23 protein-coding genes and 1 pseudogene are annotated in these 22,737 nt (G+C 62.8%); 9 read left to right on the top strand and 15 right to left on the bottom strand.

Translation table 11 applies throughout. The annotated features are described in order from the left end of the window. From QLQ83_RS00505 to QLQ83_RS00485, 5 genes are all read right to left on the bottom strand, one after another. On the bottom strand, positions 1 to 464 hold a 464-nt coding region (locus QLQ83_RS00505; RefSeq protein ID WP_282733626.1), incomplete at its 3' end, for a transposase. A gap of 96 nt (positions 465 to 560) precedes the next feature. Further along, complete coding sequence (locus QLQ83_RS00500; RefSeq protein ID WP_282733625.1) at positions 561 to 1,001, bottom strand: DUF411 domain-containing protein; 441 nt, start codon at positions 999 to 1,001, stop codon at positions 561 to 563. Continuing rightward, the gene (locus tag QLQ83_RS00495) at positions 998 to 1,150 is read right to left on the bottom strand and encodes a hypothetical protein (protein WP_166644568.1); all 153 of its coding nucleotides are present in this window, start codon (positions 1,148 to 1,150) and stop codon (positions 998 to 1,000) included. Before QLQ83_RS00495 ends, QLQ83_RS00500 begins: the two co-directional genes overlap by 4 nt. 80 nt (positions 1,151 to 1,230) lie before the next feature. Further along, positions 1,231 to 1,533 (bottom strand): hypothetical protein, encoded by a 303-nt coding sequence (locus QLQ83_RS00490; RefSeq protein WP_282733624.1) that lies wholly within the window; start codon positions 1,531 to 1,533, stop codon positions 1,231 to 1,233. Positions 1,534 to 1,651: 118 nt separating this feature from the next. Next, a complete protein-coding gene (locus QLQ83_RS00485; protein WP_282733623.1) occupies positions 1,652 to 2,308 on the bottom strand; it encodes a Spy/CpxP family protein refolding chaperone in 657 nt (218 codons plus the stop codon). 213 nt (positions 2,309 to 2,521) lie between these two features. Here QLQ83_RS00485 and QLQ83_RS00480 point away from each other — a divergent pair, with 213 nt between their 5' ends. From QLQ83_RS00480 to QLQ83_RS00450, 7 genes are all read left to right on the top strand, one after another. Then, on the top strand, positions 2,522 to 3,016 hold the full coding sequence (locus QLQ83_RS00480) for a cupredoxin domain-containing protein (protein ID WP_282733622.1): 495 nt from the start codon (positions 2,522 to 2,524) through the stop codon (positions 3,014 to 3,016). A 9-nt stretch (positions 3,017 to 3,025) separates the two neighbouring features. After that, the gene (locus tag QLQ83_RS00475) at positions 3,026 to 3,691 is read left to right on the top strand and encodes a response regulator transcription factor (RefSeq protein ID WP_282733621.1); all 666 of its coding nucleotides are present in this window, start codon (positions 3,026 to 3,028) and stop codon (positions 3,689 to 3,691) included. Further along, positions 3,672 to 5,006, top strand: coding sequence for an ATP-binding protein (locus tag QLQ83_RS00470; protein WP_282733620.1), 1,335 nt, complete (start codon positions 3,672 to 3,674; stop codon positions 5,004 to 5,006). The genes QLQ83_RS00475 and QLQ83_RS00470 overlap by 20 nt, the downstream gene beginning before the upstream one ends. A gap of 71 nt (positions 5,007 to 5,077) precedes the next feature. Then, positions 5,078 to 6,859 (top strand): copper resistance system multicopper oxidase, encoded by a 1,782-nt coding sequence (locus tag QLQ83_RS00465; RefSeq protein WP_282733619.1) that lies wholly within the window; start codon positions 5,078 to 5,080, stop codon positions 6,857 to 6,859. A gap of 9 nt (positions 6,860 to 6,868) precedes the next feature. Further along, complete coding sequence (locus QLQ83_RS00460; RefSeq protein ID WP_282733618.1) at positions 6,869 to 7,639, top strand: copper resistance protein B; 771 nt, start codon at positions 6,869 to 6,871, stop codon at positions 7,637 to 7,639. Between the two features lie 152 nt (positions 7,640 to 7,791). Continuing rightward, positions 7,792 to 8,565: a glutaredoxin gene (locus tag QLQ83_RS00455; RefSeq protein WP_282733617.1), complete on the top strand. Its 774-nt coding sequence runs from the start codon at positions 7,792 to 7,794 to the stop codon at positions 8,563 to 8,565. A 16-nt stretch (positions 8,566 to 8,581) separates the two neighbouring features. After that, on the top strand, positions 8,582 to 9,892 hold the full coding sequence (locus tag QLQ83_RS00450) for an APC family permease (protein ID WP_282733616.1): 1,311 nt from the start codon (positions 8,582 to 8,584) through the stop codon (positions 9,890 to 9,892). A gap of 346 nt (positions 9,893 to 10,238) precedes the next feature. Here the strand turns inward: QLQ83_RS00450 and QLQ83_RS00445 are convergent, their stop codons facing one another. From QLQ83_RS00445 to QLQ83_RS00405, 9 genes are all read right to left on the bottom strand, one after another. After that, positions 10,239 to 10,514 (bottom strand): DUF5676 family membrane protein, encoded by a 276-nt coding sequence (locus QLQ83_RS00445; protein WP_282733615.1) that lies wholly within the window; start codon positions 10,512 to 10,514, stop codon positions 10,239 to 10,241. A gap of 181 nt (positions 10,515 to 10,695) precedes the next feature. After that, complete coding sequence (locus QLQ83_RS00440) at positions 10,696 to 12,054, bottom strand: NADH-quinone oxidoreductase subunit N (RefSeq protein ID WP_282733614.1); 1,359 nt, start codon at positions 12,052 to 12,054, stop codon at positions 10,696 to 10,698. Next, complete coding sequence (locus tag QLQ83_RS00435; protein ID WP_282733613.1) at positions 12,054 to 13,523, bottom strand: complex I subunit 4 family protein; 1,470 nt, start codon at positions 13,521 to 13,523, stop codon at positions 12,054 to 12,056. The genes QLQ83_RS00440 and QLQ83_RS00435 overlap by 1 nt, the downstream gene beginning before the upstream one ends. A gap of 15 nt (positions 13,524 to 13,538) precedes the next feature. Continuing rightward, entirely contained in the window at positions 13,539 to 15,437 is a 1,899-nt protein-coding gene (locus QLQ83_RS00430) for an NADH-quinone oxidoreductase subunit 5 family protein (protein WP_282733612.1), read from the bottom strand. Beyond that, positions 15,434 to 15,745: an NADH-quinone oxidoreductase subunit NuoK gene (gene nuoK, locus QLQ83_RS00425; protein WP_282733611.1), complete on the bottom strand. Its 312-nt coding sequence runs from the start codon at positions 15,743 to 15,745 to the stop codon at positions 15,434 to 15,436. Before nuoK ends, QLQ83_RS00430 begins: the two co-directional genes overlap by 4 nt. Then, on the bottom strand, positions 15,742 to 16,293 hold the full coding sequence (locus tag QLQ83_RS00420; protein WP_282733610.1) for an NADH-quinone oxidoreductase subunit J family protein: 552 nt from the start codon (positions 16,291 to 16,293) through the stop codon (positions 15,742 to 15,744). The genes nuoK and QLQ83_RS00420 overlap by 4 nt, the downstream gene beginning before the upstream one ends. Next, positions 16,293 to 17,189 (bottom strand): complex I subunit 1/NuoH family protein, encoded by an 897-nt coding sequence (locus QLQ83_RS00415; protein WP_282733609.1) that lies wholly within the window; start codon positions 17,187 to 17,189, stop codon positions 16,293 to 16,295. Before QLQ83_RS00415 ends, QLQ83_RS00420 begins: the two co-directional genes overlap by 1 nt. Continuing rightward, entirely contained in the window at positions 17,186 to 19,138 is a 1,953-nt protein-coding gene (locus tag QLQ83_RS00410) for a heavy metal-binding domain-containing protein (RefSeq protein WP_282733608.1), read from the bottom strand. Before QLQ83_RS00410 ends, QLQ83_RS00415 begins: the two co-directional genes overlap by 4 nt. Positions 19,139 to 19,152: 14 nt before the next feature. Further along, on the bottom strand, positions 19,153 to 19,515 hold the full coding sequence (locus QLQ83_RS00405) for an NADH-quinone oxidoreductase subunit A (protein WP_282733607.1): 363 nt from the start codon (positions 19,513 to 19,515) through the stop codon (positions 19,153 to 19,155). 292 nt (positions 19,516 to 19,807) lie between these two features. Here QLQ83_RS00405 and QLQ83_RS00400 point away from each other — a divergent pair, with 292 nt between their 5' ends. Then, positions 19,808 to 20,974: an ATP-grasp domain-containing protein gene (locus QLQ83_RS00400; protein ID WP_282733606.1), complete on the top strand. Its 1,167-nt coding sequence runs from the start codon at positions 19,808 to 19,810 to the stop codon at positions 20,972 to 20,974. 119 nt (positions 20,975 to 21,093) lie between these two features. Here QLQ83_RS00400 and QLQ83_RS00395 read toward each other — a convergent pair. Further along, a pseudogene (locus QLQ83_RS00395) lies at positions 21,094 to 21,354 on the bottom strand (integrase core domain-containing protein); the annotation flags it as partial. A 100-nt stretch (positions 21,355 to 21,454) separates the two neighbouring features. Between QLQ83_RS00395 and QLQ83_RS00390 the strand changes: the two are divergent. Further along, positions 21,455 to 22,708 (top strand): IS256 family transposase, encoded by a 1,254-nt coding sequence (locus QLQ83_RS00390; RefSeq protein WP_282733537.1) that lies wholly within the window; start codon positions 21,455 to 21,457, stop codon positions 22,706 to 22,708. Positions 22,709 to 22,737: the final 29 nt, after the last annotated feature.

Genomic DNA, 22,737 nt, shown 5'->3' with positions numbered 1-22,737 from the left:
AGATAGGCATTCTCCGCCCGCAGATATGCCAGCTCCTCGAGCAGCTCCTCATGGGAGCGCTCACCATCGGAGGGAGGCTCGGGCGGTGGAGATGGGGGCTTCTGGGGCATCGGGCGGCGTCCCGTACGTTTCGGTTCCAAGGCGATTAGGCCACCACTATGGTACTGGCGCTCCCATCTGCCAATAGCGCCAGCGGCACGGATATCAAACAGGGCCTCGGTCTGCCGGATCGACAAGCCGTCGCGCCACATCCTTTCCAGCACCTCGCGCTTGAACGCTGGGCTGTAGTGACGGCGTGTCTGGCACAATCCTGAAGGCCCATGCTGCCGGTACTGCTCCACCCATCGCCTGACCATGGAATAGTCCAGACCAAAGTGGTGGGCGACCACTTCTAGGCCGACATCCCCATCCAGGTATTGCTGCACCACTTGCAACTTAAAGTGGTCGCTGTACTGGTTCCTCATAGAAACACCCCGAAGGTTGAATTGGGTGTCCAACTTTCGGGGTGCAGTTCATAGCCGGGGCGTCCTCTCGCGAGAGATGAGCGGGATGGGCCCCCCTCAGAGCGTCATGAAGGCCGCCTCCTGTCGGTCGGTGAACTGGTAGACCTCGTAGGGTGCCTGCTGGGGGCCGGGCATGCCGGGGGTGCCGATGGGCATGCCGGCGAGGCCGATGCCATCGATGGCCGGCCGCTCCTCGAACAGCGTCTCCACCGCCGCCAGCGGCACATGGCCCTCGATCACGTACTCGCCCATCTCGATGGTGTGGCAGGAGCCGAGTCCGTAGGGGAGGCCCGAGGCTTCCTTGATCTGACCGAGATCCCGGTCGTCGATGACGGTGACCTCGATGCCCATCTCCTCGAGATGTTCGGCATAGCCATCGCAGCAGCCGCACTGCGGGTTCTTGTACAGCGTGGCCTCGTCCGGCAGGGCGGCCTGGGCGGTAGCAGCGCCGGCCAGCACGGCGGTGGAGAGGACGAGGGTGGGGGCGATGCGGTTCATGAGCGGTCCTCCTGGGAGCGACGGGACGTGAAGACATATTTGGCCAGGGCGGCGATGCCGAGGCCCAGCAGCAGCATGAAGGCCAGCGGCATCAGCCAGCCGATCCAGCCCATGGAGCCCATGAGGGCGAAGCAGTCGGTGCTCATCATGTCGAGACTCCTGACGAAAGTGCACAGGTAAATCCGGTGGCAGGCGGAGGGCCAGCGTCACCGAGGTGATAGAGGCACGGTCAGGGTCTGGGAGGTTCGCGCGGGGGCGGGGCGATGAATTCGACCGCGGCCGGTCCGTCGGTGTCGGCCAGGGTATCGGGGGTGGCAGGAATGACGAGGGGCATCGCCGCCAGGGCCGCGCAGCCGGCGCATTCGGGGTCGGCGTGATCGAACATCTCGACCTGCGCCGTGCTGCAGTCAGCGGCGCAGCTCTCCATGGCCGCCTGGCCGGCCAGGCTGGTCACCGACAGCAGCACCGCGAGCAGAAACGCCAACAGGCGTCCTCCTCGGGTGAGATGCAGTTGTCCGGCCTTGGCGGTCATGGTGATTTCCTCGTCATCGCTACGTCATTCTGCGCCAGTCGTGCGAGTCGCCACATTGATCCAGCGCAAGAGAGAACGGGATGGCTGAGCGGTGCCCGCCAGGCGGCGGGCATCAGGTTCACTGCGGGCTTTTGCGAGAAGAGGCGCCCTGCTTCAACTGTTCGCGCTGCTCGTCGGTCAGCAGGTCCTGCATCCGATTCCTCATGCGCACCTTGTCCGCCATCATCTCGCCGTGGAGGGTGGCCATCTGACCATGGAGGGCCTGCACTTCCTCCGGATCCGGGCGCTCTGCCTGCATCAGCAGCATCATGTCGTCACGCAGGTTCATCATCTCGCCCATGCGTTCGAAGTGGGCGGAACGGTGCTCCCTGCGTATCTCGCGCAGGGAACTCAGCTGCTCCTCGTCGAGGATTCCGGCCATGCCGCCCTGGCCACCCATCATCATGCCGGGGCCCATACCGCCCTGGCCGCCCATCATCATGCCGGGGCCCATACCGCCCTGGCCGCCCATCATCATGCCGGGGTCCATGCCGCCCTGGCCGCCCATCATCATGCCGGGGCCCATGCCGCCCTGGCCGCCCATCATCATGCCGGGGCCCATGCCGCCCTGGCCGCCCATCATCATGCCGGGGCCCATACCGCCCTGGCCGCCCATCATCGTGCCGCCAGTCCCATGGGCGCCCTGCTGCATACCCTGGGCAGCAGCGGTGCCACTGGCGACGATCCCCATGCTCGCGGCCAGGACGACGGCGAGAAACTGCTTGTACTTGACCATGGTATTTCCTCTCATCTTGCGGATGGTAGAGAAGTTGACTTCCTCGGCAGAAGAAGGCGAGCTAGCTATCGTTATAAGCCTACAACCCATGGGCGGCCCCAAGGTCAAGATGTCGCGTTGCAGCGAAACCCTTTTGGCCGAGTTCAGCCTCGTTTCAGGTTGTTGCGGTACAACCGAGTCTCCCCTGATACGACACGAGAGGTACCATCGATCATGCGCAAGATGCTTCTGGCCCTGGTCCTGGGGCTGACGACCACGACGGCCTTTGCTGCCGGGCAGCACGACGCTTCCCACGCAGCGACAAGCGAGGCCGACGTCGACCGCACCATTCGCGTCGAGGCGGGCGACATGTGGTTCGATCCCGAGGGGATCGAGGTGGCGCCGGGCGAGACCATTCGCTTCGAGATCACCAACACCGGTAATATCGAGCACGAGTTCGTTATCGGCGACGCCCAGGCCCAGGAGGCGCATCGCGAGATGATGCAGGAGATGGATGGCAGCCACGGCGACGGCCATGAGGGACACGGCGGCCACGACATGGCGGAGGGGGCGCATGGCGGCGAGATGCCTGCCGTGACCATCGCCCCCGGTGAGACCGCCGAACTCGTGTGGACCGCTCCGGGCAACGTGGAGCGCCTCGAATACGCCTGCAACCTGCCCGGGCACTACGAATCAGGCATGTCGGGGAACATCGATATCCGGGAGTGACCCGCCTCCATGAAACTGTTGCTGCTCGAAGATGACGACCTGCTCGCCGAGAGTCTGGTCGAGTGTCTGAGGGACAACGGTTACCGTGTCGATCTGGCCACTTCACTGAGAGTGGCCACGTTGCTCACGGCAACCGAGCACTATGAGCTCGCGATCCTCGACCTTGGCCTTCCAGACGGTTCCGGGCTGGATCTGCTCAAGCAGTGGCGCAAGCAAGGCCGGGACTTGCCGGTGCTGATTCTCACCGCGCGCGACACCTGGGAAGACAAGGTGGTCGGACTCGAAGGCGGTGCGGATGACTACATGACGAAGCCCTTCCATGAAGCCGAGCTCATCGCCAGGGTGATGGCGCTGCTGCGCCGGAAGTCCGGACACCTGTCCCGGGAGCTGATGCTCAATGGCGTCTCGCTGGATGAGGCGAACCAGCGTGTCCGTGTCGATGGTGGGACCTGGCACTCCCTCACCGGCACCGAATTTCTCCTGCTGCGCTACTTCATGCACCACCCGGGGCGCGTTCTTTCCAAGGACCACCTGCTCAACCAGCTCTATACCCTGGATCAGGATGCGGCGGCACCCAACCTCATCGAGGTCTACATCGCGCGGCTGCGGCGCTATCTGGGCAAGTCGATCATCCAGACCCGGCGGGGCCAGGGTTATGTCTTCGTCACGCCTTGATCGGCGCAGCCTGCGTATCCGGCTGCTGGCGTGGCTGTCAGGCATCGCCCTGGTGGTGACCGGGATGACCTGGCTGCTGCATGGCATCCTGCTGAAGGATCTGGCGCGCGACTTCCTCGGGGCGCGGCTCGAGCGTGAAGCCGCACATGCCATCGAGCAGCTGCGGCGCGACTACCTCTCCACCGCCGCCGTGCTGGATTCGGCCAGTCGCGGTTTCCAGGTCTTCCACCACCTATACGTGTTGCGCCTCGGCGATGACACCTCGGCCTCGGATCCGCGCTGGCAGGCAGCGCTGCAGTCGCTGCTCGGTGCGTCCAGCGAAACGCTCGTGGAGGTGCGGGAAGGGCAGCAGCACCTGCTGGTCTATCGGCAGCCCTTCGTGCTCAACGGCGAGGATGGGGTGCTGCTGATCGGCGAGGACTTCTCACAGGTGGAAGCGGGGCTCCACCGCTTGCACTGGTGGGTCGGCGGTATCGCGGCAGCCCTGCTGGTGATGCTCGTGGCGCTCAATCTGCTGGCGGTCAATCGTGGGCTGATTCCCCTTTCACGGCTGCACGACCAGCTGGGCGAGCTGCGCAGGGGGGAGCGCGAGCGTCTCTCCCTGGATGTGCCATCCGAACTGGACGATCTGGTCATGCAGCTCAACCGCTTCATGGACGAGATCGATAGTCGCCTGCAGCGCTCTCGCGACTCGGTAGCCAACCTCTCTCACGCCCTCAAGACGCCGCTGGCGGCGGTGACCCAGGTGTTGCGTGGTACCCGCCCCATCGATGAGTCGCGCCGCCGGCGGCTGGTGGAGCGCCTGGACGTGGCTCATGCCCAGCTGGATGCCGAGCTGCGCCGTTCGAGAATCGCCGGTCCTCACGCCGGGCGCATGTCGGAGCTGCGCCACGACGGCTCTCGACTGGTGGAGATGTTCCGCGCCCTCTACCCCGACAAGCGGTTCCGCCTGAGCCTGCCGGATCGGCTCGACCAGCGTATTCCTGTCGAATCACAGGACCTGTCCGAGATGCTCGGTATCGTGCTGGATAATGCCGGCAAATGGGCCTCCCACCAGGTTCACTGCCAGCTGCGCCTGGATGGCTGTCTCACCATTCTCGTCGAGGACGATGGGCCCGGGGTGGCCGAAGCGGACCTGCCCAGTCTCGGCCAACGCGGCAGACGCCTGGACGAGAGCCAGCCCGGCTACGGCCTTGGCCTCTCGATCCTGAATCAGCTGCTGACACGCTACTCGGGGCGGGTTCGGTTCGCGCCGAGCTCCCTCGGGGGATTGCGCGTGGAGATCACGGTGCCTGTCGGCGAGTGCCTTCCGTGAGCCTTCACGTTCAGCTGTGATTCAGCTTGACCCGTCAAGATGCTGCGACCAGACATTGACGGGAGTCACACATGGCAAGCTCGCGCGTCATCACCCACCCGCTGTCACGCCGTCAGATCCTGAAAGGCGGGGCGGCGCTTGGTCTTGGGTCGGCAGCGGCCCTGGGCTTGCGTCCCAGCTGGGCCAACCCTTGGGGGCAGACCAATATCTATTCCAAGGGCATCGAAGTGGGTCCCGAAGTGTCGCTGGCCATCCGCCGCGAATCGATCCCGATCGATGGCAAGGAGGCACGGCCGTTCAGCATCAATGGCACCAGCCCCGGGCCGATGATCCGACTCAAGGAAGGCCAGGACGCCGTGCTGCGAGTCACCAACCTGCTCGACGAGCCCACGTCCATCCACTGGCATGGGCTGATCCTGCCGCCCGGGATGGATGGCGTGCCTGGGGTGAGCTTTCCCGGCATCGCGCCGGGCGAGACCTTCACCTACCGTTTCCCCGTTCACCAGAACGGTACCTACTGGTATCACAGCCACTCCGGCCTGCAGGAGCAGCTCGGCCATGCCGGTCCGCTGATCATCGATGCCGCCGAGCGCGAGCCCTTCCGCTACGACCGTGAGCATGTGCTGCTGCTCACCGACTGGACCTTCGAGGACCCCATGTCGGTCTTCCGCAACCTGAAGACCGCCGAGGGCTACTACAACTTCCAGGAGCGCACCATCGCCGACTTCTTCGCCGACGTGCGCGAGAAGGGCCTTTCGGCGACCGCCGAGATGCGCGGCATGTGGGCGAAGATGCGCATGAGCTCGCGCGATATCGCCGACGTCACGGGCAGCACCTACAGCTACCTGCTCAATGGTCACTCGCCGGAGGAAAACTGGACGGCGCTGTTCCAGGCCGGTGAGCGGGTACGCCTGCGGGTGATCAACGGCTCGGCCATGTCCTACTTCGACCTGCGTATTCCAGGGTTGAAGATGACCGTGGTATCAGCCGACGGCCAGCCGGTACAGCCGGTTCCCGTCGACGAGTTCCGCATTGGGGTGGCCGAGACCTATGACGTCCTTGTCACGCCCGAGGACGACTCCGCCTACACCATCTTCGCCGAGGCAATGGATCGCAGCGGCTACGCGCGTGCCACCTTGGCGCCGCGCGAGGGCATGGCGGCCGAGATTCCCGAGCGTCGCAAGATCGCCGACCGCGGCATGGAGGCCATGGGCGCCCATGATATGGAAGGCGTGGAACACGCCGAGATGGAGCGGGGCGCGGACGGCGACAGGGAGGGCATGGATCACTCCACCATGCAGGGCATGGACCATTCCAACATGCAGGGCATGTCGGGTGAGCGCAGCAGGATGAATGCCAACGGCATGTTGGCGGCGGGGGCAGCCCAGCCGGGCTCTCGCTACGACCAGGCCGGCATCGGCATCGATTCCGGCGAGCGTCGGGTGCTGGTCTACCGGGATCTCAAGGCCTTCACCCCCTGGCCGGACCGCCGTGAACCGGAGCGAGAGCTGGAACTGCACCTCACCGGCAACATGGAGCGCTACATGTGGTCCTTCGACGGCAAGAAGTTCAGCGAGGTGACGGGGCCCATTCGCTTCAACAAGAACGAGCGCCTGCGCCTGATCCTGGTCAACGACACCATGATGGAGCACCCCATCCATCTTCATGGCATGTGGATGGAGCTGGAGAACGGTCAGGGCGAGCTGATCCCGCGCAAGCACACCCTGAACGTCAAGCCCGGGGAGCGCGTCTCGGCGCTGATCACCGCCGACGCCGAGGGCAGCTGGGCCTTCCACTGCCACCTGCTGTACCACATGGATGCCGGCATGTTCCGGGTCGTCAAGGTTGCATAAGGAAAGCGCATGAAAACCAGGAGATTACTGAGCGGAACCGGCACCGTATTGGCCATACTGACGTTCTCCACTGCCTACGCGGAGGAGGGTTACGATGCGCCCGCTGACTGGCCGTCCCCCATGGCCGAGCACAACATGGCCATGGCACTGTTCGACCGACTCGAGTACGCCGTGCCCGACAAGGGGCACGAGGAACTGGTCTGGGACTTCCAGGCCTGGTATGGCGGCGACGTCAACCGTGTCTACCTGAAGTCCGAGGGCGAGAACGTCCAGGGCGATGGCGAGGATGCCGAGTTCGAATCGCTGGAGCTGCTCTATAGCCGGTTGATCGCCGACTTCTGGGAACTCCAGGGCGGCATCGGCTACCAGGGTGGTGTGTTCTCGGATGACCATGCCGAGCGCACCTATGGGGTGATCGGCCTGCAGGGGGTGATGCCCTATGGCATCGAGACCGACGTTGCGCTGCAGGTCAGCGACGAGGGTGACGTCTCGGCGAGTTTCGAAGGGGAGTACGACCTGCGCCTGACGCAACGCCTCTATCTGCAGCCGCGCACCGAGATTGCCATGGCCGCCAGCGAGGTCGAGGAATTCGGGGTCGGGGAGGGGCTCAATTCCGTGCGGGTCGGCATGCGCCTGGGCTACGAGGTTTCCCGCCGTCTCGCCCCCTACGTCGGCGCCTATTGGGAGAAACGGTACGGCGATACTGCCGACCTGGCCCGAGCGAGTGGCGACTCCTCCGAGGATACCGCGGTCGTGGCCGGGGTACGGCTGATGTTCTGATTGGCCTCGGTGAGCATCTCCTTGACCCTTGGGTGGCACAAGGGTTCTAGGTTGAACAGGGTGGGGTGACCACGAACATGCCTGCCAGTAAGCGTATGGCCGCAGGATCCTGCCCCCGAGTCATCTCTTGGTACCGCAAGGAGGTTGAGCCCATGAGTACCGTCACTTCGGCGTCTTCCACACAGCACGAGACGGCTCGCGTCTACCGCATGAAGACGGAAGAGCACCTCTGCCCGTTCGGTCTGAAGACCGTGGACCTGCTCAAGCGCAAGGGCTACGAGGTGGACGATCACACGCTCACCTCGCGCGAGGCCATCGAGGAGTTCCAGGAGCAGGCCGGGGTCGACACCACCCCTCAGGTCTATATCGGCGAAAAGCGTGTGGGGGGCTATGAAGAGGTTCGTGCGTTTCTGGGATTGAGCGTGCCCGGCGAGAAGGAGACGACCTATCAGCCGGTCATCGCCATCTTTGCGACCTCCCTGCTGATCGGCCTGGCGGTGAGCTGGGCGGCCAGCGGTACACTCCTCTCCTTGCGCATGCCGGAATATGCGATTGCCACCGCCATGGTCCTGCTGGGGCTTCAGAAACTGCAGGATGTCGAAAGCTTCAGCACCATGTTCCTCAACTATGACCTGCTCGCTCAGCGCCATGTCCGCTACGGCTACGTCTACCCTTACGCCGAGACCCTGGCCGGACTCCTGATGCTGGCAGGGGCTCTGATTTGGTTCGCCGCCCCCTTGGCGCTGTTCATCGGCACGGTGGGCGCCATCTCGGTCTTCAAGGCCGTCTATATCGACAAGCGTGAGCTGAAGTGCGCCTGTGTCGGGGGAAACAGCAATGTCCCCCTGGGATTCGTGTCCTTGACCGAGAACCTGATCATGATCGCCATGGGTCTCTGGATGCCCCTGAAACAGCTCATCCTGTGATGACAAGGAGGCTTGGGTGACGGATTCCACGGATCGAACCCCCAAGTACGAGGAAGGGAGCCTGTCTCTGGTGGGGGCGATTGCCTTGGGAACAGGTGTCATGATCGGGGCAGGCATCTTTGCCCTGACGGGACAGATGGCCGAGATGACGGGTCGCCTGTTCCCGCTGGCTTTCCTGTCGGCCGCCCTGATCGTCTCCTTCAGCGCGTATTCCTACGTCAAGATGTCACGTGCCTATCCCTCGGCAGGGGGGATCGGCATGTATCTGCAGAAAGCCTATGGCCCGACGCTACCTACCGCTTTCCATGCATTGCTGATGTATTTCTCCATGGTGATCGCCCAGAGCTTCCTGGCGAGAACCTTCGGCTCCTACACCCTTGAGCTCTTCGATGTGGAAAACAGGTCTCTGCTTGTCCCTTCGTTGGGCGTTGCCTTGCTGATTTCCGCATTCTTGATCAATCTCTCTGCCAACAAGCTGATTCAGGGTGTTGCGTCAGTGCTGGGCGTCATCAAGATCGGCGGCATCATCGTGTTCGGGGTAGTAGGCGTCCTGGTCGCCGACTCCTTGGAGATGGAAGTCTCGAGCTCGGCGCCTGATGCCTCACTGTCGGGGTTCCTGGGCGCCACAGCGCTGGGTATCCTGGCCTTCAAGGGCTTCACGACCATCACCAACAGCGGTTCAGAGATCAAGGATCCCCACCGCAATCTGGGCCGGGCGATCATGATCTCGATCGCCCTGTGTGTGGTGATCTATGCGCTGGTGGGCTTCGCCGTCGCCAGTAACCTGTCGCTGAGCGAGATCATCGAGACGAAGGATTACTCCCTGGCAGCTGCCGCCCGGCCCGCACTGGGGGAGGCCGCCGTCTGGTTCACCGTCATCCTCGCCATGATAGCCACCGCGGGTGGCATCATTGCCAGTATATTTGCGGTCTCACGCATGTTGGCGATGCTGACGGAAATGAAGCTGGTGCCGCATCGCCATTTCCACATGCCTGGCAGCATCCAGAAGCATACCTTGGTTTATACGGTCGTGCTTGGCTTGATCCTGACGGCATTCTTCGATCTCAGCCGTATCGCTGCACTTGGTATCATTTTTTATCTAATCATGGATATCGCCATTCATTGGGGAGTGTTGCGTCATCTGCGTCGGGAAATTGATGCAAGCGCAACTGTGCTAGTGATTGCGATACTGCTGGATGCCGTCGTACTGGCAGGCTTCCTTTGGGTGAAAGCGACGACAGATCCCCTAGTGCTGATTGTGGCATCGACTACCATGGCGGCTATCCTGGTTGCCGAGCGTCTCTTTCTTTCTCGGAAAGAGGCATAAAATCACAGTGATAACATTCATTCTCATTGATTTCAGAGGAGAAGTATCATTGAAATAAGAGCCTTTGGCGATTTTGTTGACTGGACGCGGATGCCTCATGAACATTTGGCGCGCTGTCTTGCTCACTGTGCTGATCATGGCGAAGAAGAGCCTGCCAATATGCTGCTTAATTATCTGTCAGCTCATGAGGATGAGATGGAGTATGTTGTCGGTGAGTTCATGTGGCCGAGGACGTCGTGTTCATGATTCGCCGATTACGTTCTTGTTTGAGGACTAAGAAAGACGGATGTGGGCCAGTGGTCTAAAGGACCAGTGACGCGCAGGACCTGCAGCCCTCGTCGTGTCGTCATTCGTTTCTGGAAAACCAGCGATACAATGGAACGAACAAGACGGCGAGGTACCAGCCGTACAGATAGGTTTCTACCAGGCCGATCACAAAGCCCCTCCAGGTGAGCCATTCGAAACCGGGCAGCAGCGGCGCCCATGATTCGTACATGCGCACATTTTCCGGAGCGAGCAAGCCGAAGCCCACGCACAGGAGATAGCTGATCACCAGCAGCAGCGACAGGCTGTTGCCCAGAGCGGTGATTCGCAAACGGCTGGCAGCGTTTAGGTGTGTCATGTCTAGCCTCCTTCTCCGTTCAAGTCAGGCTGCAGGACAATCCGGCAGCTTTGACATGATGAGGTTGTTAAAGGGTCCCGAAGTGAAGCGCAGCAGCACGAAGTCTGTTGTTAGAGCCTAAAGAACGGAACCGAGAAGGATCGCCAAACGCGTGAGTTCCATGTCTCCGGCTGCCGTCACCTCATCGACCCGCGAGGAAAAACTGGGCGGCCAGTCCGATGATCAGTGTAGCGGCAAACGTGATCATCACCACGACGCCGGGCCATGTGGCCGGTGCAACGGTTGTCGTTTCCGCCGGCCGGTACATCGGCATGACGATGCGTAAATACACCGCGAGCGACAGCACGCTGTTGATGATAGCCACGACTGCCAACCAGGTGAACTGGACATCGATGGCGGCAGCGAAGAGCAGGAACTTGCCGACGAAGCCAGAAAGTGGCGGGATGCCGACCAGCGACAACAGGAAAATCACCATTGCGATCCCTGTCAGCACCCGTGCGCGCCCCAGCCCGCTGAACTCTTCCAGAGTTCGCCCGGTCGCGGAGGCGACAGCGAAAGCGCCTAGGTTCATGGCGGCGTAGGCAGCGGCGAACAGGATGATCGACGGCAAGGCAAGCTCACTGGAGCCCACCGCCACGATGCCGAGAAGGAAATAACCGGACTGGGCAATCGACGAGTAGGCCAGTAGTCGGATGACGTTATCCTGCACCAGTGCGGCTAGATAACCATAGGTCATGCTCAGCACGGCCAAGCCCGCCATGACGGCAGGCCAGCCACTGTCCACGGGCAGGTCGCGCACCACCTGGGTTAGTGCGAAAAGGGAACCGACCTTGGGCACGACGGACAGGTAGGCGGCAATCGACAGCGGCGCACCCTCGTAGGCGTCGGGTGCCCAGAAATGAAACGGAACCAGTGACGCCTTGTAGCCGAGGCCGACAACGACGGCCACCAGCCCGAGGATGGCAGCCAGCGGCATCGCGTCCGTGCGTGCTAGATCGGTGAGCAGCGTGGAACCGGTGGCGCCGAACCAGTAGCTGAGCCCGAAGATCATGACTGCCCCGGCAACCGAGCCGAACACGAAGAACTTCATGGCGGCCTCGGTGGCCGGGTCGTCGTCCGGATAGGCGACCAGCGCGAAGGTAGCCAGGCTGGTCAGCAGCATGCCCAGCACCAGGAACATCACATCGCCCGCTCCAGCCAGCACCAGCGCGCCGAAGGTCGCCAGGCATATCAGACTGTAGACCGTGCCCTCGCGGACGGTGCCACCGATGTCGTTTCGTGCCAGCAGCAGTGACAGTACGGTAGCCGGCAACAGGATAAGCTTTGCCCAGATGCTTAATGCGTCGATCCGGAAGCTTCCGCCGAACACGGTGGTGTCCGTGCCGAGCAAGGGTACCGTCAAACTCGTGGCGACGAGCAAGCCCGCGGCGGCGAGGGCCAGCGAGATTCGAGGTCGGCGCAGCATTTCCGCGATCAGCGCGCCGACGGCCGTCAACAGGACGGCGATTTCGGGAGTCAGTAAAGCGAGGTCACGGCCCATTACAGCACCAACGACGATGTGGTCCGGTGAATGACGTCAAGCACCCAGGATGGTGCTACGCCGGTGGCGACGGTGAGGACCAGGAGCGGCGCTACGGCCAGCAATTCTCGTTTACTCAGGTCCGGCATGGCATGCCACCGTTGGCGGGGCTCGCCGAGGAAGGTCTCGCGGATCGCCTTGAGAAAGGTGCCGGCAATGATGGCAATACCCAGTACCACGACAACCGCTGCGGGCACGCTACCCAGCGTACCGAGGAATATCTGGAACTCGGCCGGAAAGTGCGCCAGCCCTGGCAGGCCCAGGGACGCAAAGGCAGCCAATATAAATGACCAGCCAATCAGCGGGACCGTCTTGAGCAGGCCGCCGAACTCGCCCATTTCACGGCTATGGGCGCGTTCCTGAATCATGCCCACCAGGAAGAACAGGGCGCCGGTGACCAGGCCGTGGCTGAACATCTGCAGCACCGCGCCATCCAGGGCGACGGTACGCACCGACGGGTCCAGCGTCAGTGCGGCCACGGAGACGCCGACGATTACATAGCCCATGTGGTTGATCGAGGTATAGGCCACCAGACGTTTGAGGTCCGTCTGCGCCAGGGCGGCAAAGGCGCCGTAGAGTGCGCTGACGACGCCGAAGATCAAGACAACGATGCCGGCTTCGCGGAACGCCCCGGGGGTCATTTGCAAGGCAAAGCGGACCAGGCCGTAGGTGCCGAACTTCAGCATGATGCCGGCCAGGATGACGCTGCCGACGGTTGGCGCCTGGACATGGGCGGCGGGCAACCAGGTGTGTAGTGGCACCGCGGGGATCTTGACTGCGAACGTGATCAGCATGGCGATCAACGCCCACATGGCCGCCGCCCCCTCTAGAGGCGGATTGGCGATCCAGGCTCGCATGTCAAAGCTGAGCTCGGGGCTGCCCAGATAGAGTCCCAGGATAGCGAGCAACAAAGGCAGGCTGCCGAGCAGCGTGTAGAGGAAGAACATCAGGGCCGCCCTTTGCCGTTCCTCATGCCCCCAGCCGGCGATCATGAAGTACATCGACACCAGGGAGACCTCGAAGAACACATAGAACAGAATCCCGTCGAGGGCGGTGAAGGTCCCGATTGCCGTGGTTTCGAGAAGCAGGACCAGGACCACGTAGGCGCGCGGGCGTTCGCGAAGCGATGAAGTGAAGATGAACGCCACCAGGAACATCACGGCGCTCAGCAGCACCAGCGGCAGGCTGATGCCGTCGACCCCGACCCGGTAGGCGGCGCCGATGGCCGGGATCCACTCCAGCTCCTCGACCTGGGAAAAGCCCGCGCTACTTACTCCCTCCAGCCACATGGCCAGGGCGCCGGCCAGGGTCAGGACTGCGGTGCCAATGCCGATGCCGTGTACGGTCCGCGCCGTGGGTCTCGGCAGGCACAGAATCAGGACGGCGCCGACAAGTGGCAAGAATAGGGTAATGGAGACGAGTGGTAGCATGGGCAGGGCTGTCCTCTAGAAACGCAATGAAGCCAATATCAGGATGAGCAGCATCACGGCGGTGACCACGGCGCTGATGGCGAGACTATGGTGAATCAGGCCGCTTTGCAGGGTTCGAGCGCGATCTCCCCAGGCGCGCACGCTAGCTACCAGGGCAAAGATCAGGCCGTCGATGCGGCGCTCATCTCCGACGCGCACCAGATGGCCCATGGCCAGGTTGGCATGGCCGGCACCCAGCACGACCGCATACAGGCTCAGTTCCAGGCGCTCGCACCCCCGCGCAATGGTGAGGCCTCTCCGGCCGACGCGAAGCGCGGCCGCATACAGGCGGTCTTCCAAACGTTCACAGCCCCGGGAAACGGCCATTGCGGGCCTCCCTACCACGGCCGTAAGCCCGCCCGCGACCGTTAGCCCCGATTGCGCCCATGGGTTGGCAGGGCCAAGCAGTCGCCGGGCCGGCACTAGCCAGCCCAGCGCCAGGCCGCTCACCGCAGCGAGGAGTCCGAGCAGCACGGCCCATGCCCCTTCGGCTTCAGGGGCGGGTAGGTCGAGAAGTGCCTCGATGGGGCCAAAGGCCAGGCCCAGGGCAGCGGCTGGGATCGCCAACCCCCAAACACCTACGCCCATCCAGGCGGCACCGGCCACCGGCCGGGTTCCGCCAGCGCCGCGCCACAGCAGGCGCAGCGCCCGGGCCAGGTAGGCACCGGTCAACAATGTGCCCGCCAGCGCCAGCGGTGCGAGCCAGACGGCGCCAGCTGCGGACAGCGCGGCGGCGATCACCGCGTCCTTCGAGAAGAACCCGCTCAGCGGCGGGATTCCCGCCAGCGCCAATGCTGCCAGTGTAAAGCCAGCGAAGGCCCAGGGCCTGATGCGACCAACGCTCTCTAGTCGATCGAAACCGGTACCACCGCGTGCATGCTGGAAGTCGCCGGCGGCGAGAAACAGGGCACTCTTGATGGCGGCATGGGCGACCAGATGCAATAGGGCAGCCAGCGGCGCCCCGGCGCCGATCGAGATCAGCATCAGGCCATATTGACTGGCGGTGGAGGCGGCCAGTAGGCGCTTGAGGTCGCGCTCGGCGAGAGCGACCAGACCAGTCGTCACCGTGGTAAAGCCGCCCACCAGCCCGATGGCGAGGAGGACCCCCGGCGCGAGCAGCGGTGTCACGCGGATCAGCAGGATGGCACCTGCGGCCACCAGCGTCGCCGAGTGCAGCAGCGCCGAGACCGGCGTCGGGCCCGCCATGGCGCGCATGAGCCAGTCCTGCAAGGGAACCTGGGCGGACTTGCCCATGGCGGCCAGCAGCAACAACAGCCCCGCGGCAACCGCAACACTTCCGCCGACATTCATTGTGGCGGCGATTTCGCTGGTGCCCGCCGACCCGATGAGGATGAATACCGCGATGTACAGGCCAAGGTCGGCGCTACGAGTGTAGAGGAAGGCGCGGCTGGCGGCGTTCGCAGCTTCGGACCGCTGAAACCAGAAACCGATCAGCAGGTAACTGCACAACCCGATCAGCTCCCAGGCGGCCAGCAGCAGAACCCAGTCGCCAGCCAGCACCAGGGCCTGCATCGCGGCGAGGAACAAGGACATGACAGCATAGAAGCGGGGCAGACCGGATTCCTGCTTCATATAGCCGACCGAATGGATGAGTACGAACGTCCCCACCGTGGCGATCACCACAGTGAGCAGCGCAGTCAGCGGCTCGGCGGTCAGCCGCAAGGGCATATCCGGCAGGCCCGGCAGCAGCAGTGTTTCAAGGTGACCTTCGGCGACTCGGCCCATGAGCCAAAGGCTCACTGCCAGGCTTAGCGTGGCGCCGGCCAGGGCCAGGGCGGGTGCCCAGCGCCGCAGCACCAGAATCGCCACGGCTGCGAGAAGGGGAAACACTACCGGCAGCGCTATCTCGTTCATCCCTTGAGATCCCCCGCTTCCTCCATCTCGACCGAGCCCTTGGCCCGGAAGCGCGCGATCGCGATGCCCATGCCGACTGCCATCTCCACCGCCATGACCGTCATTACCACCAGAACGAACATCTGCCCGGCGTAGATCTCGGGATGCAGAAAGCGCCAGAAGGCCACCAGATTCACCAGCGCGCCCGCGAGGATGAGTTCCACGCCCATCATGATCATGACCAGGTTGGTCTGCGACAGTGCACCATAGAGGCCGACACCGAAGAGGATGGCGCCGGTCAGAAGCGCCACGATCAGGACCGGGGTCATCTTGAGGCCTCCTTGTCGTTCTCGTCTTTACCATCGTTACGGGCCGGCTCGTGCACCGGAATCGCTACTGCCGTGGCCGCGATCATCGCGGTCAGGATGGTGACAGCGGCGGTTTCGAAGATCAGCATCGACCGCCCCAACATCTCGATGCCCAGCTCCCGCGCTTGCATGGCCGCATCCGGAGCCTCGACTGTGACAGGACCCCAGTCGGACACTAACGCCACCGCGAAGGCGGTGCCGGCGGCAATCACCCCTGCGCCGATTGAAAAGCGTTTCTGGTGACTCATATCCATGCCACCAAGCCCACCGGGATCCATCATGAACATCACCATGAAGATGGCCATGATGCTCATTTCAGTGGCCATCATCATGATCTGCAGTACGCCCAGGAATTCGCTCTGCATGGCCAGGAACATGCAACCGACCGCGGCCTGCGAGAACAGCAGCGCCAACGCGGAACGCACCATGGACGCGGTACGAAACACCGCCACGCCGAAGCCGATCGCGGCCAGACCGAACACGGCGACAAAAAAGGCCTGTAAAAACATCAAGGCACCACCAGGATCATCAATCCGACGATGAGGATATTGAGCAGCGCCAGGGGAATACCCAGCTTCCAGCACCAGCTCAGCAGATCCGCCTCGCGAATACGCGGGAGATAGTGGCCGGCCAGCAGCATCGACACGGCCACGGTCAGTGTCTTGATCAGGCTCCACGCCCAAGGCGGCAAGAGTGGCCCGTGCCAACCGCCGAGATAGAACACCGTGGTTGCTGTGGCCAGGGTGATCACCAGCACCAGCCGCGCCAGCCTCAATACCGCCAGGCGCATGCCTGTATATTCAGCGTCTACGCCCCCGGCCAGTTCCCCTGGCGCAGTTGGCAGGTCGAAGGGCGCACGGAAGGCCAGTGCCATCGCGGCGATGAAAAACAGCACGAAGCCGAGCGGTTGGTAGACGATGTTCCACAAGCTTGCCTGGGAGGCGACGATGGCGGTGTTCAGCAGTGACTCGGCGCGCATGGCCACGGCCGTGATGGGCATCACGATAAGCATGGCGTAGGCGATGAGCTGCCCCAGGAAGCGCCAGCCGCCGACCATGGCGTAGGCGCCGTTCGGGCCCCAGCCGGCCATGATCAACGCAACCAGTACATAGGCCAGCGCCGCGTTGACGAACAGGGCGCCGGTGGCCAGGTCCGCGATCACCAGTCCTGGCGCCAGGGGCAGGACCGCGGCGCCAAGCACCGCTACCACCAGCAGCAGTACCGGCGCGGTCTCGAAGAACAGCCGGTCGGGTTTGCGCGGCAGAAGGGACTCCCTGCCCAGGTGTGACAGGCCGGCAAGCAGCGGCGCGACGGGGCGCAGGCGTCCGGTCGAAAGCCAGGCCTCGATCACGGCAAGTAGCCAGGCGCTAACCATCAGCGCGAGTAACACGGCAGCGATGGTCAAGAGATCACCTCCCAGGGCGACAGATCTAGCGACCCGACCGCCACCAAAGCATCGCCTAGCTCTCGGCCCTCGACGAGGTTCGCGACCAGGCCGATATGGTGGCTGCAGGCGGTATCCAACTCGACCGATACCACCTGGCCATGCTCCAGAGTCAGCCGCAAAGCGGCGCGCCCGCGCGGGGTTTCCACGCTGGCCTCACTTATCCCGGAGGTACTGCCGATGTCGCGCAGGGTGGGCATTCCAGGGTCCACGCCAGCCTCGATAAGGTCTAGGCTGGCCATGATCTCCATCAGCCGCTGCTGAAGACGCCCCCAGGCGTCGCCGCCGGTGGTGCCAGTGCGTATCTCGAAACCCAGCTCGCGATAGATAGTATCCGCCTGCCGAACGTCTTCGGCGCTGCCCGCGGCGCGCGCTACCGGACCCCGAAAGTCGTGGGAACCGCCCGGCAGAGCGCCGATTCCTTTCAAGCGCGCCTTGAGCAATGGCGTGAGCTCTAGTCGAACGTTCAGCGCCCACAGTGCCGGTCTCATGGCCACAAGCTGCTCCCGATTGGCGCACCGGGTTTTTAATTGCAGAGTCGTGGCGCGACGCATCAGCCAGACGAAGCTGAGCTGACGACCCAACTGGGCCAGCCAGCCCAGATGGCTGGCGATGCGCTCGCGTTCCAGGGCACAAGCGCGGGCCCGGGCGGTAGCCGGGTCTTCCTTCAGACCAGCCGCCTGCTCGATGGCCCGGCAGGCCAACAATCGGTAACTTACCGGCGCCAGCGCCATTGCTGTCGCCAGACGCTCGACGAAGGTCTCGGCAGCGCCCTCTTCAGTGACGGCACTCATGCCCACCAGGGACGTCGCTTGCCCTTCGGCCACCCCGTCGCCGTCGAGCGTCAGCGTCAGTCTCAGTCCACCCGGCAGGCCGGGAAAGACCGGACCGAACGGCACCTTGATCCAGTCCATCGCTAAACCATCGGCGCTGCGGGGCAGGTCCTTGGTAACTTCGACCATGGACATGAACCCCGAAGCACCGTGGTCGTGACCGGAATGGTCGTGGCCACCATGATCGTGCTTGTGTTGCCCGTGTTCATGGTGGTGTTCGTGGTCATGGCCCTGGTGTCGTTCGTGCTCATGATGCTCGTGATCATGGTGATCGCCGTGCTTCAGGGGCATTTCCGCAGCGCCCTCGTCGGCCCCGACCACCCGCGCCACCAGGTCCATGCCGCATTTGGGGCAGCTGCCCGGCTCGTCCTGGACAACTTGTGGGTGCATGGGGCAGACATACTCAGTCCTGGCGTGTTCGTGAGCGTGGCCCTGTTGGTGCCCGTCATCGTGATCATGATCGTGGTGGTTGTGATCATGACCCTGGTGGTGCTCGTGATGGTGGTTATGGTCGTGCTCCGACATCCCTTCCGTCGCGCCCGATTCGGCGCCGGCCTCGCGGGCCACCAGATCCATGCCGCATTTGGGGCAGCGGCCCGGCTCGTCCTCGACCACTTCCGGGTGCATGGGACAGACATACTCAATCCTGGCTTGCAGGACCGAGGCGTCGAAATCCTCGGGCGAGGCCGTAAAGGCGCCTTCGGCAAGCGCCTGCTGTAGCCGACCGGTCGCTTCGATCAGCTCGGCTTGAGAGAGGTCCGTGGAGACATCGGCCGGTGGTAAAGATGACGGAGTTGGTCCACCCAGCACGAGCACGGCGCGCGGCCGGGGCATCTGCGCATAGAGCACCGCCGTGGCCTCATCCAGTTTCCGTGACAGCGCCCCGATAACCACGAGCACGGCCGCGTCGCGCGGCGTGGCGGCGATGCGCATGCCAGCCGCTGCCAGGTCCAGACCGTGCGCCAGAGCCACTTCCGGTCCTGGGACGATCAGGCAGCTCAGGTTGCGCGCCTGGGCCCGTCCAACCAGCCTCTGCACGATAGATGGGCGCCCCTTGCGCGCTCCTGCAATGGTCATTGTTGACTCAGACATCACTGCCGCCTTAGAGCACCCTGGCTCCATCCGTAGAGCAGGCCGAGAAAGAGAATGGCAAGAAACACGCCCATATCAAGAAGAGCCACCAGCCCCTCCTGCTTGTACACCACGGCCCAGGGGTACATGTAGGCCATCTCCATGTCGAAGGCCAGAAACAGCAGTGCGTAGCCGTAGTATCGCGCGTGATAGCGCCCCCACACCGGATCCCGCGAAAGCACCCCGGCGCTTGCCGGTACGTCCTTGCCCGGCTCCCCGTGTGTCGGCCCCATGCTGCGGGCCAGACCGTACAGGCACAGCACCACTCCCACGGTACCCAGCATCAGGCCCAGTAGTAGTAGGTATTGTTGCGTAGCGCTCATGAATCCTCCCACTTACTCTGTTGCACGTCGGTGAGCCTCTGATTCGCTATTTCAAGCTGGTCGCTGGTGAACCCCTCGAGCGAATGCTTGACGCACATTCACTGGTAGGGCAATGCTGACCCAGTCAGGGCTATATGCGCCCTCGCTGTCGGTCAGTATGAACGGGATCAGAGGTCAGCTCTTGCACAAAACCGGCGATTTCTCAGAAAAGACAGAAGCAGAAAAGCTGAACTAGCACTGTGCCTGCGTTACTCTCGATCGACGAGCAATCACCCGTGCACTCGCTGACCAGTTGGGTGATGACGCCTACGAGATCCAGACCAACCCAAACTGGCGTCAACTCTTCTCAAATGTAGCCGTCTTCGTTCCTCCTCGGGACCTGGAACAAATGGGAGCCATTGTTCAAGCCCTGGAGGAAGCTGCTGCGCTCCCCGCCTATCAGCGACGGGTACTGTCCTGGGCCCCGCAAAGTGCACAGTTCAACCCCGGCCCGGTGGGTGCCTTCATGGGCTACGATTTCCATCTTAGCAAAGAGGGGCCTCGCCTGATCGAAATCAATACCAACGCCGGAGGCGCTTTCCTCAACGCCATGCTGGCACAGGCCCAATTGCAGTGCTGCAATGACTTCACGCGTGCGGCCGGGGCCAATGACTTCGATGCCGCAGTGACTGCCCAATTCGAGAGCGAATGGCGCGCTCAGCGTGGTAGTGGACGTCCGGAGAGGATAGCGATCGTCGATGACCAGCCTAGCGGGCAATACCTCTATCCTGAATTCAGGCTGGCGCAGCAGTCATTACGAAGGAATGGTATCGATGCCCTCATACTTTCGCCTGCTGACCTCCGGTATGATTCAGGAACGCTATACGGTAGTGGCAAGCGAATCGACCTGGTCTACAATCGGCTCGTGGACTTCGGGCTCGAAGACCCCGAACACACCGCCTTGCGGTGTGCCTGGTTGGACGGGCGAGTGGTCATAACCCCCAACCCCCATGCCCACGCACTGTTCGCAGATAAACGCAACCTGGCTGTGTTGTCAGATCACGAGACCCTTTCGGCTTGGGGCTTGAGCCCTGAAAAAGCCGAGTTGCTTCACTCTGGTATTCCACGCACCGTAAAGGTTACGGCTGATAACGCTGATGCACTCTGGCAACAGCGACGGGAGTGGTTCTTCAAACCTGTCGCAGGGCATGGGAGTAAAGGCGTTTATCGGGGCAGCAAACTCACCAAAAACACATTCAACCGAATTCTGGAAAGCGACTACATTGCCCAAGCCTATATCCCCCCATCGGAGCGCCTGGTTCTAGTTGACGGTGAGCGGGAGATGCTCAAGGTCGATGTTCGACTATATACCTACCGCGGCGATTTTCTCATGGCTGCGGCGAGACTTTACCGAGGACAGGCGACCAATTTTCGTACACTCGGCGGCGGATTCGCGCCTGTACTCCTAATGGTAGATTAACATCATAAAGTGTGATTTAAGAAATATGTTTCACAACTCCGGCAGTTGCCGCGACAGGGCGCGGAACTCTGACTTTCCCCCTGGTTCAGGTCCAACACACAATGTGAGAAACCGCCCCTTCATGCACATCGCTGGGCATAGGCGATGGGTGGCATATAGCCCAGTGAGTTGTGCGGTCTGACAAGATTGTAGTGGCCTCTCCATTGGTCGATTTCATGCCGCGCATCGGCAAGGATCAGAAACCAGTGCTGATTGAGGCAGCCATCCCGGAATTTGCCGTTGAAGCTCTCGATGAAGGCATTCTGCGTCGTCTTGCCCGGTTGGATGAAGGCCAGCGTAACCTTCCGCTCACGCGCCCAAAAGAACATCGCCTTGCTGGTCGAGCTATGGTGACTTCTGGTGTACGGAAGGAGGTAGGAAAGGTGGCGTATCCTGTTGATTGATCTCGCCAGATCACAATCAACAAGGAATGGATACGCCATGACCAATTCTACCCTCCGGGCTCTTTCACAACCAGAACCCCAAGTCACTGACCCGCTGCACGAGCTGCTGCGCCAAGGTGCCCGTGACCTGATCGCCAAGGCAGTCGAGGCTGAGTTAGCCACCTTCCTGTCGCAGTATGCTGATCAGCGGCTAGACGATGGCCGCCAGGCCGTGGTCCGCAACGGCTACCTGCCTGAGCGCACGGTCCAGACCGGGATCGGGGATGTCAGCGTGCAGGTGCCCAAGGTGCGTGACCGCAGCGGCGGTGGCGCCCGCTTCAACAGCAGCCTGCTGCCGCCCTACTTGAAGCGGGCTCGCAGCATCGAGGAACTGATCCCTTGGCTCTATCTGAAGGGGATCTCCACCGGCGACTACCAGGAGGCCTTGGCGGCGCTGCTGGGCGACCAAGCCAAGGGGCTGTCGGCCAACACGGTGTCACGGCTCAAGAAACAATGGGAAGAGGAGCATACCGAGTGGCGGCAGCGGGACCTGGCAGACCGGCGCTACGTCTACTGGTGGGCTGACGGAATCTACAGCAATGTGCGCCTGGATGACCGCCTGTGCCTGCTGGTGATCATCGGCGTAACCGAGCAGGGCCGCAAAGAGCTGGTGGCCGTCGAAGACGGCTTCCGCGAGTCGGCGGACAGTTGGAAGACCTTGCTGACAGGCCTGCGAGAGCGCGGCCTGATCCAGGCGCCCAAGCTGGCGGTGGGCGACGGTGCCATGGGGTTCTGGGCGGCCCTGAGCAAGATCTATCCGGAGACCGACCATCAGCGTTGCTGGGTTCACAAGACGGCTAACGTGCTGAACAAGCTGCCGAAGTCCGTGCAGCCCAAGGTCAAGGCCGACCTCCATGACATCTGGATGGCAGAGACCCGCGACGGGGCGCACAAGGCTTTCGATCGCACCCTGAAACGCTTCGAGGCCAAGTACCCCAAGGCGATGGGGTGCCTGGCCAAGGATCGGGAAGAGCTGCTGGCGTTCTACGACTACCCGGCAGAGCACTGGGTGCATATCCGCACCACCAACCCGATCGAGTCGACCTTCGCCACAGTCCGCCTGAGGACCAAGCGCAGCCGAAACTGCGGCTCCCGGGCGACAACCCTGGCGATGGTCTTCAAGCTGCTCCAGAGCGCCCAAAAGCGATGGCGGCGTATCAAGCACTTCCAGAAGTTGGAGCTGGTCGTCAGCAACGTCGAGTTTCGGGATGGGGAGCAGGTAACCGATCAGTCAGACAGGAATGCGGCCTGACCGCCATCCACCAGATTTGACGATAACTC

The organism is Halomonas rhizosphaerae (genome assembly GCF_030010555.1).
Classification (GTDB): domain Bacteria; phylum Pseudomonadota; class Gammaproteobacteria; order Pseudomonadales; family Halomonadaceae; genus Halomonas; species Halomonas rhizosphaerae.
This window is presented reverse-complemented; position numbering and strand designations above follow the sequence as displayed.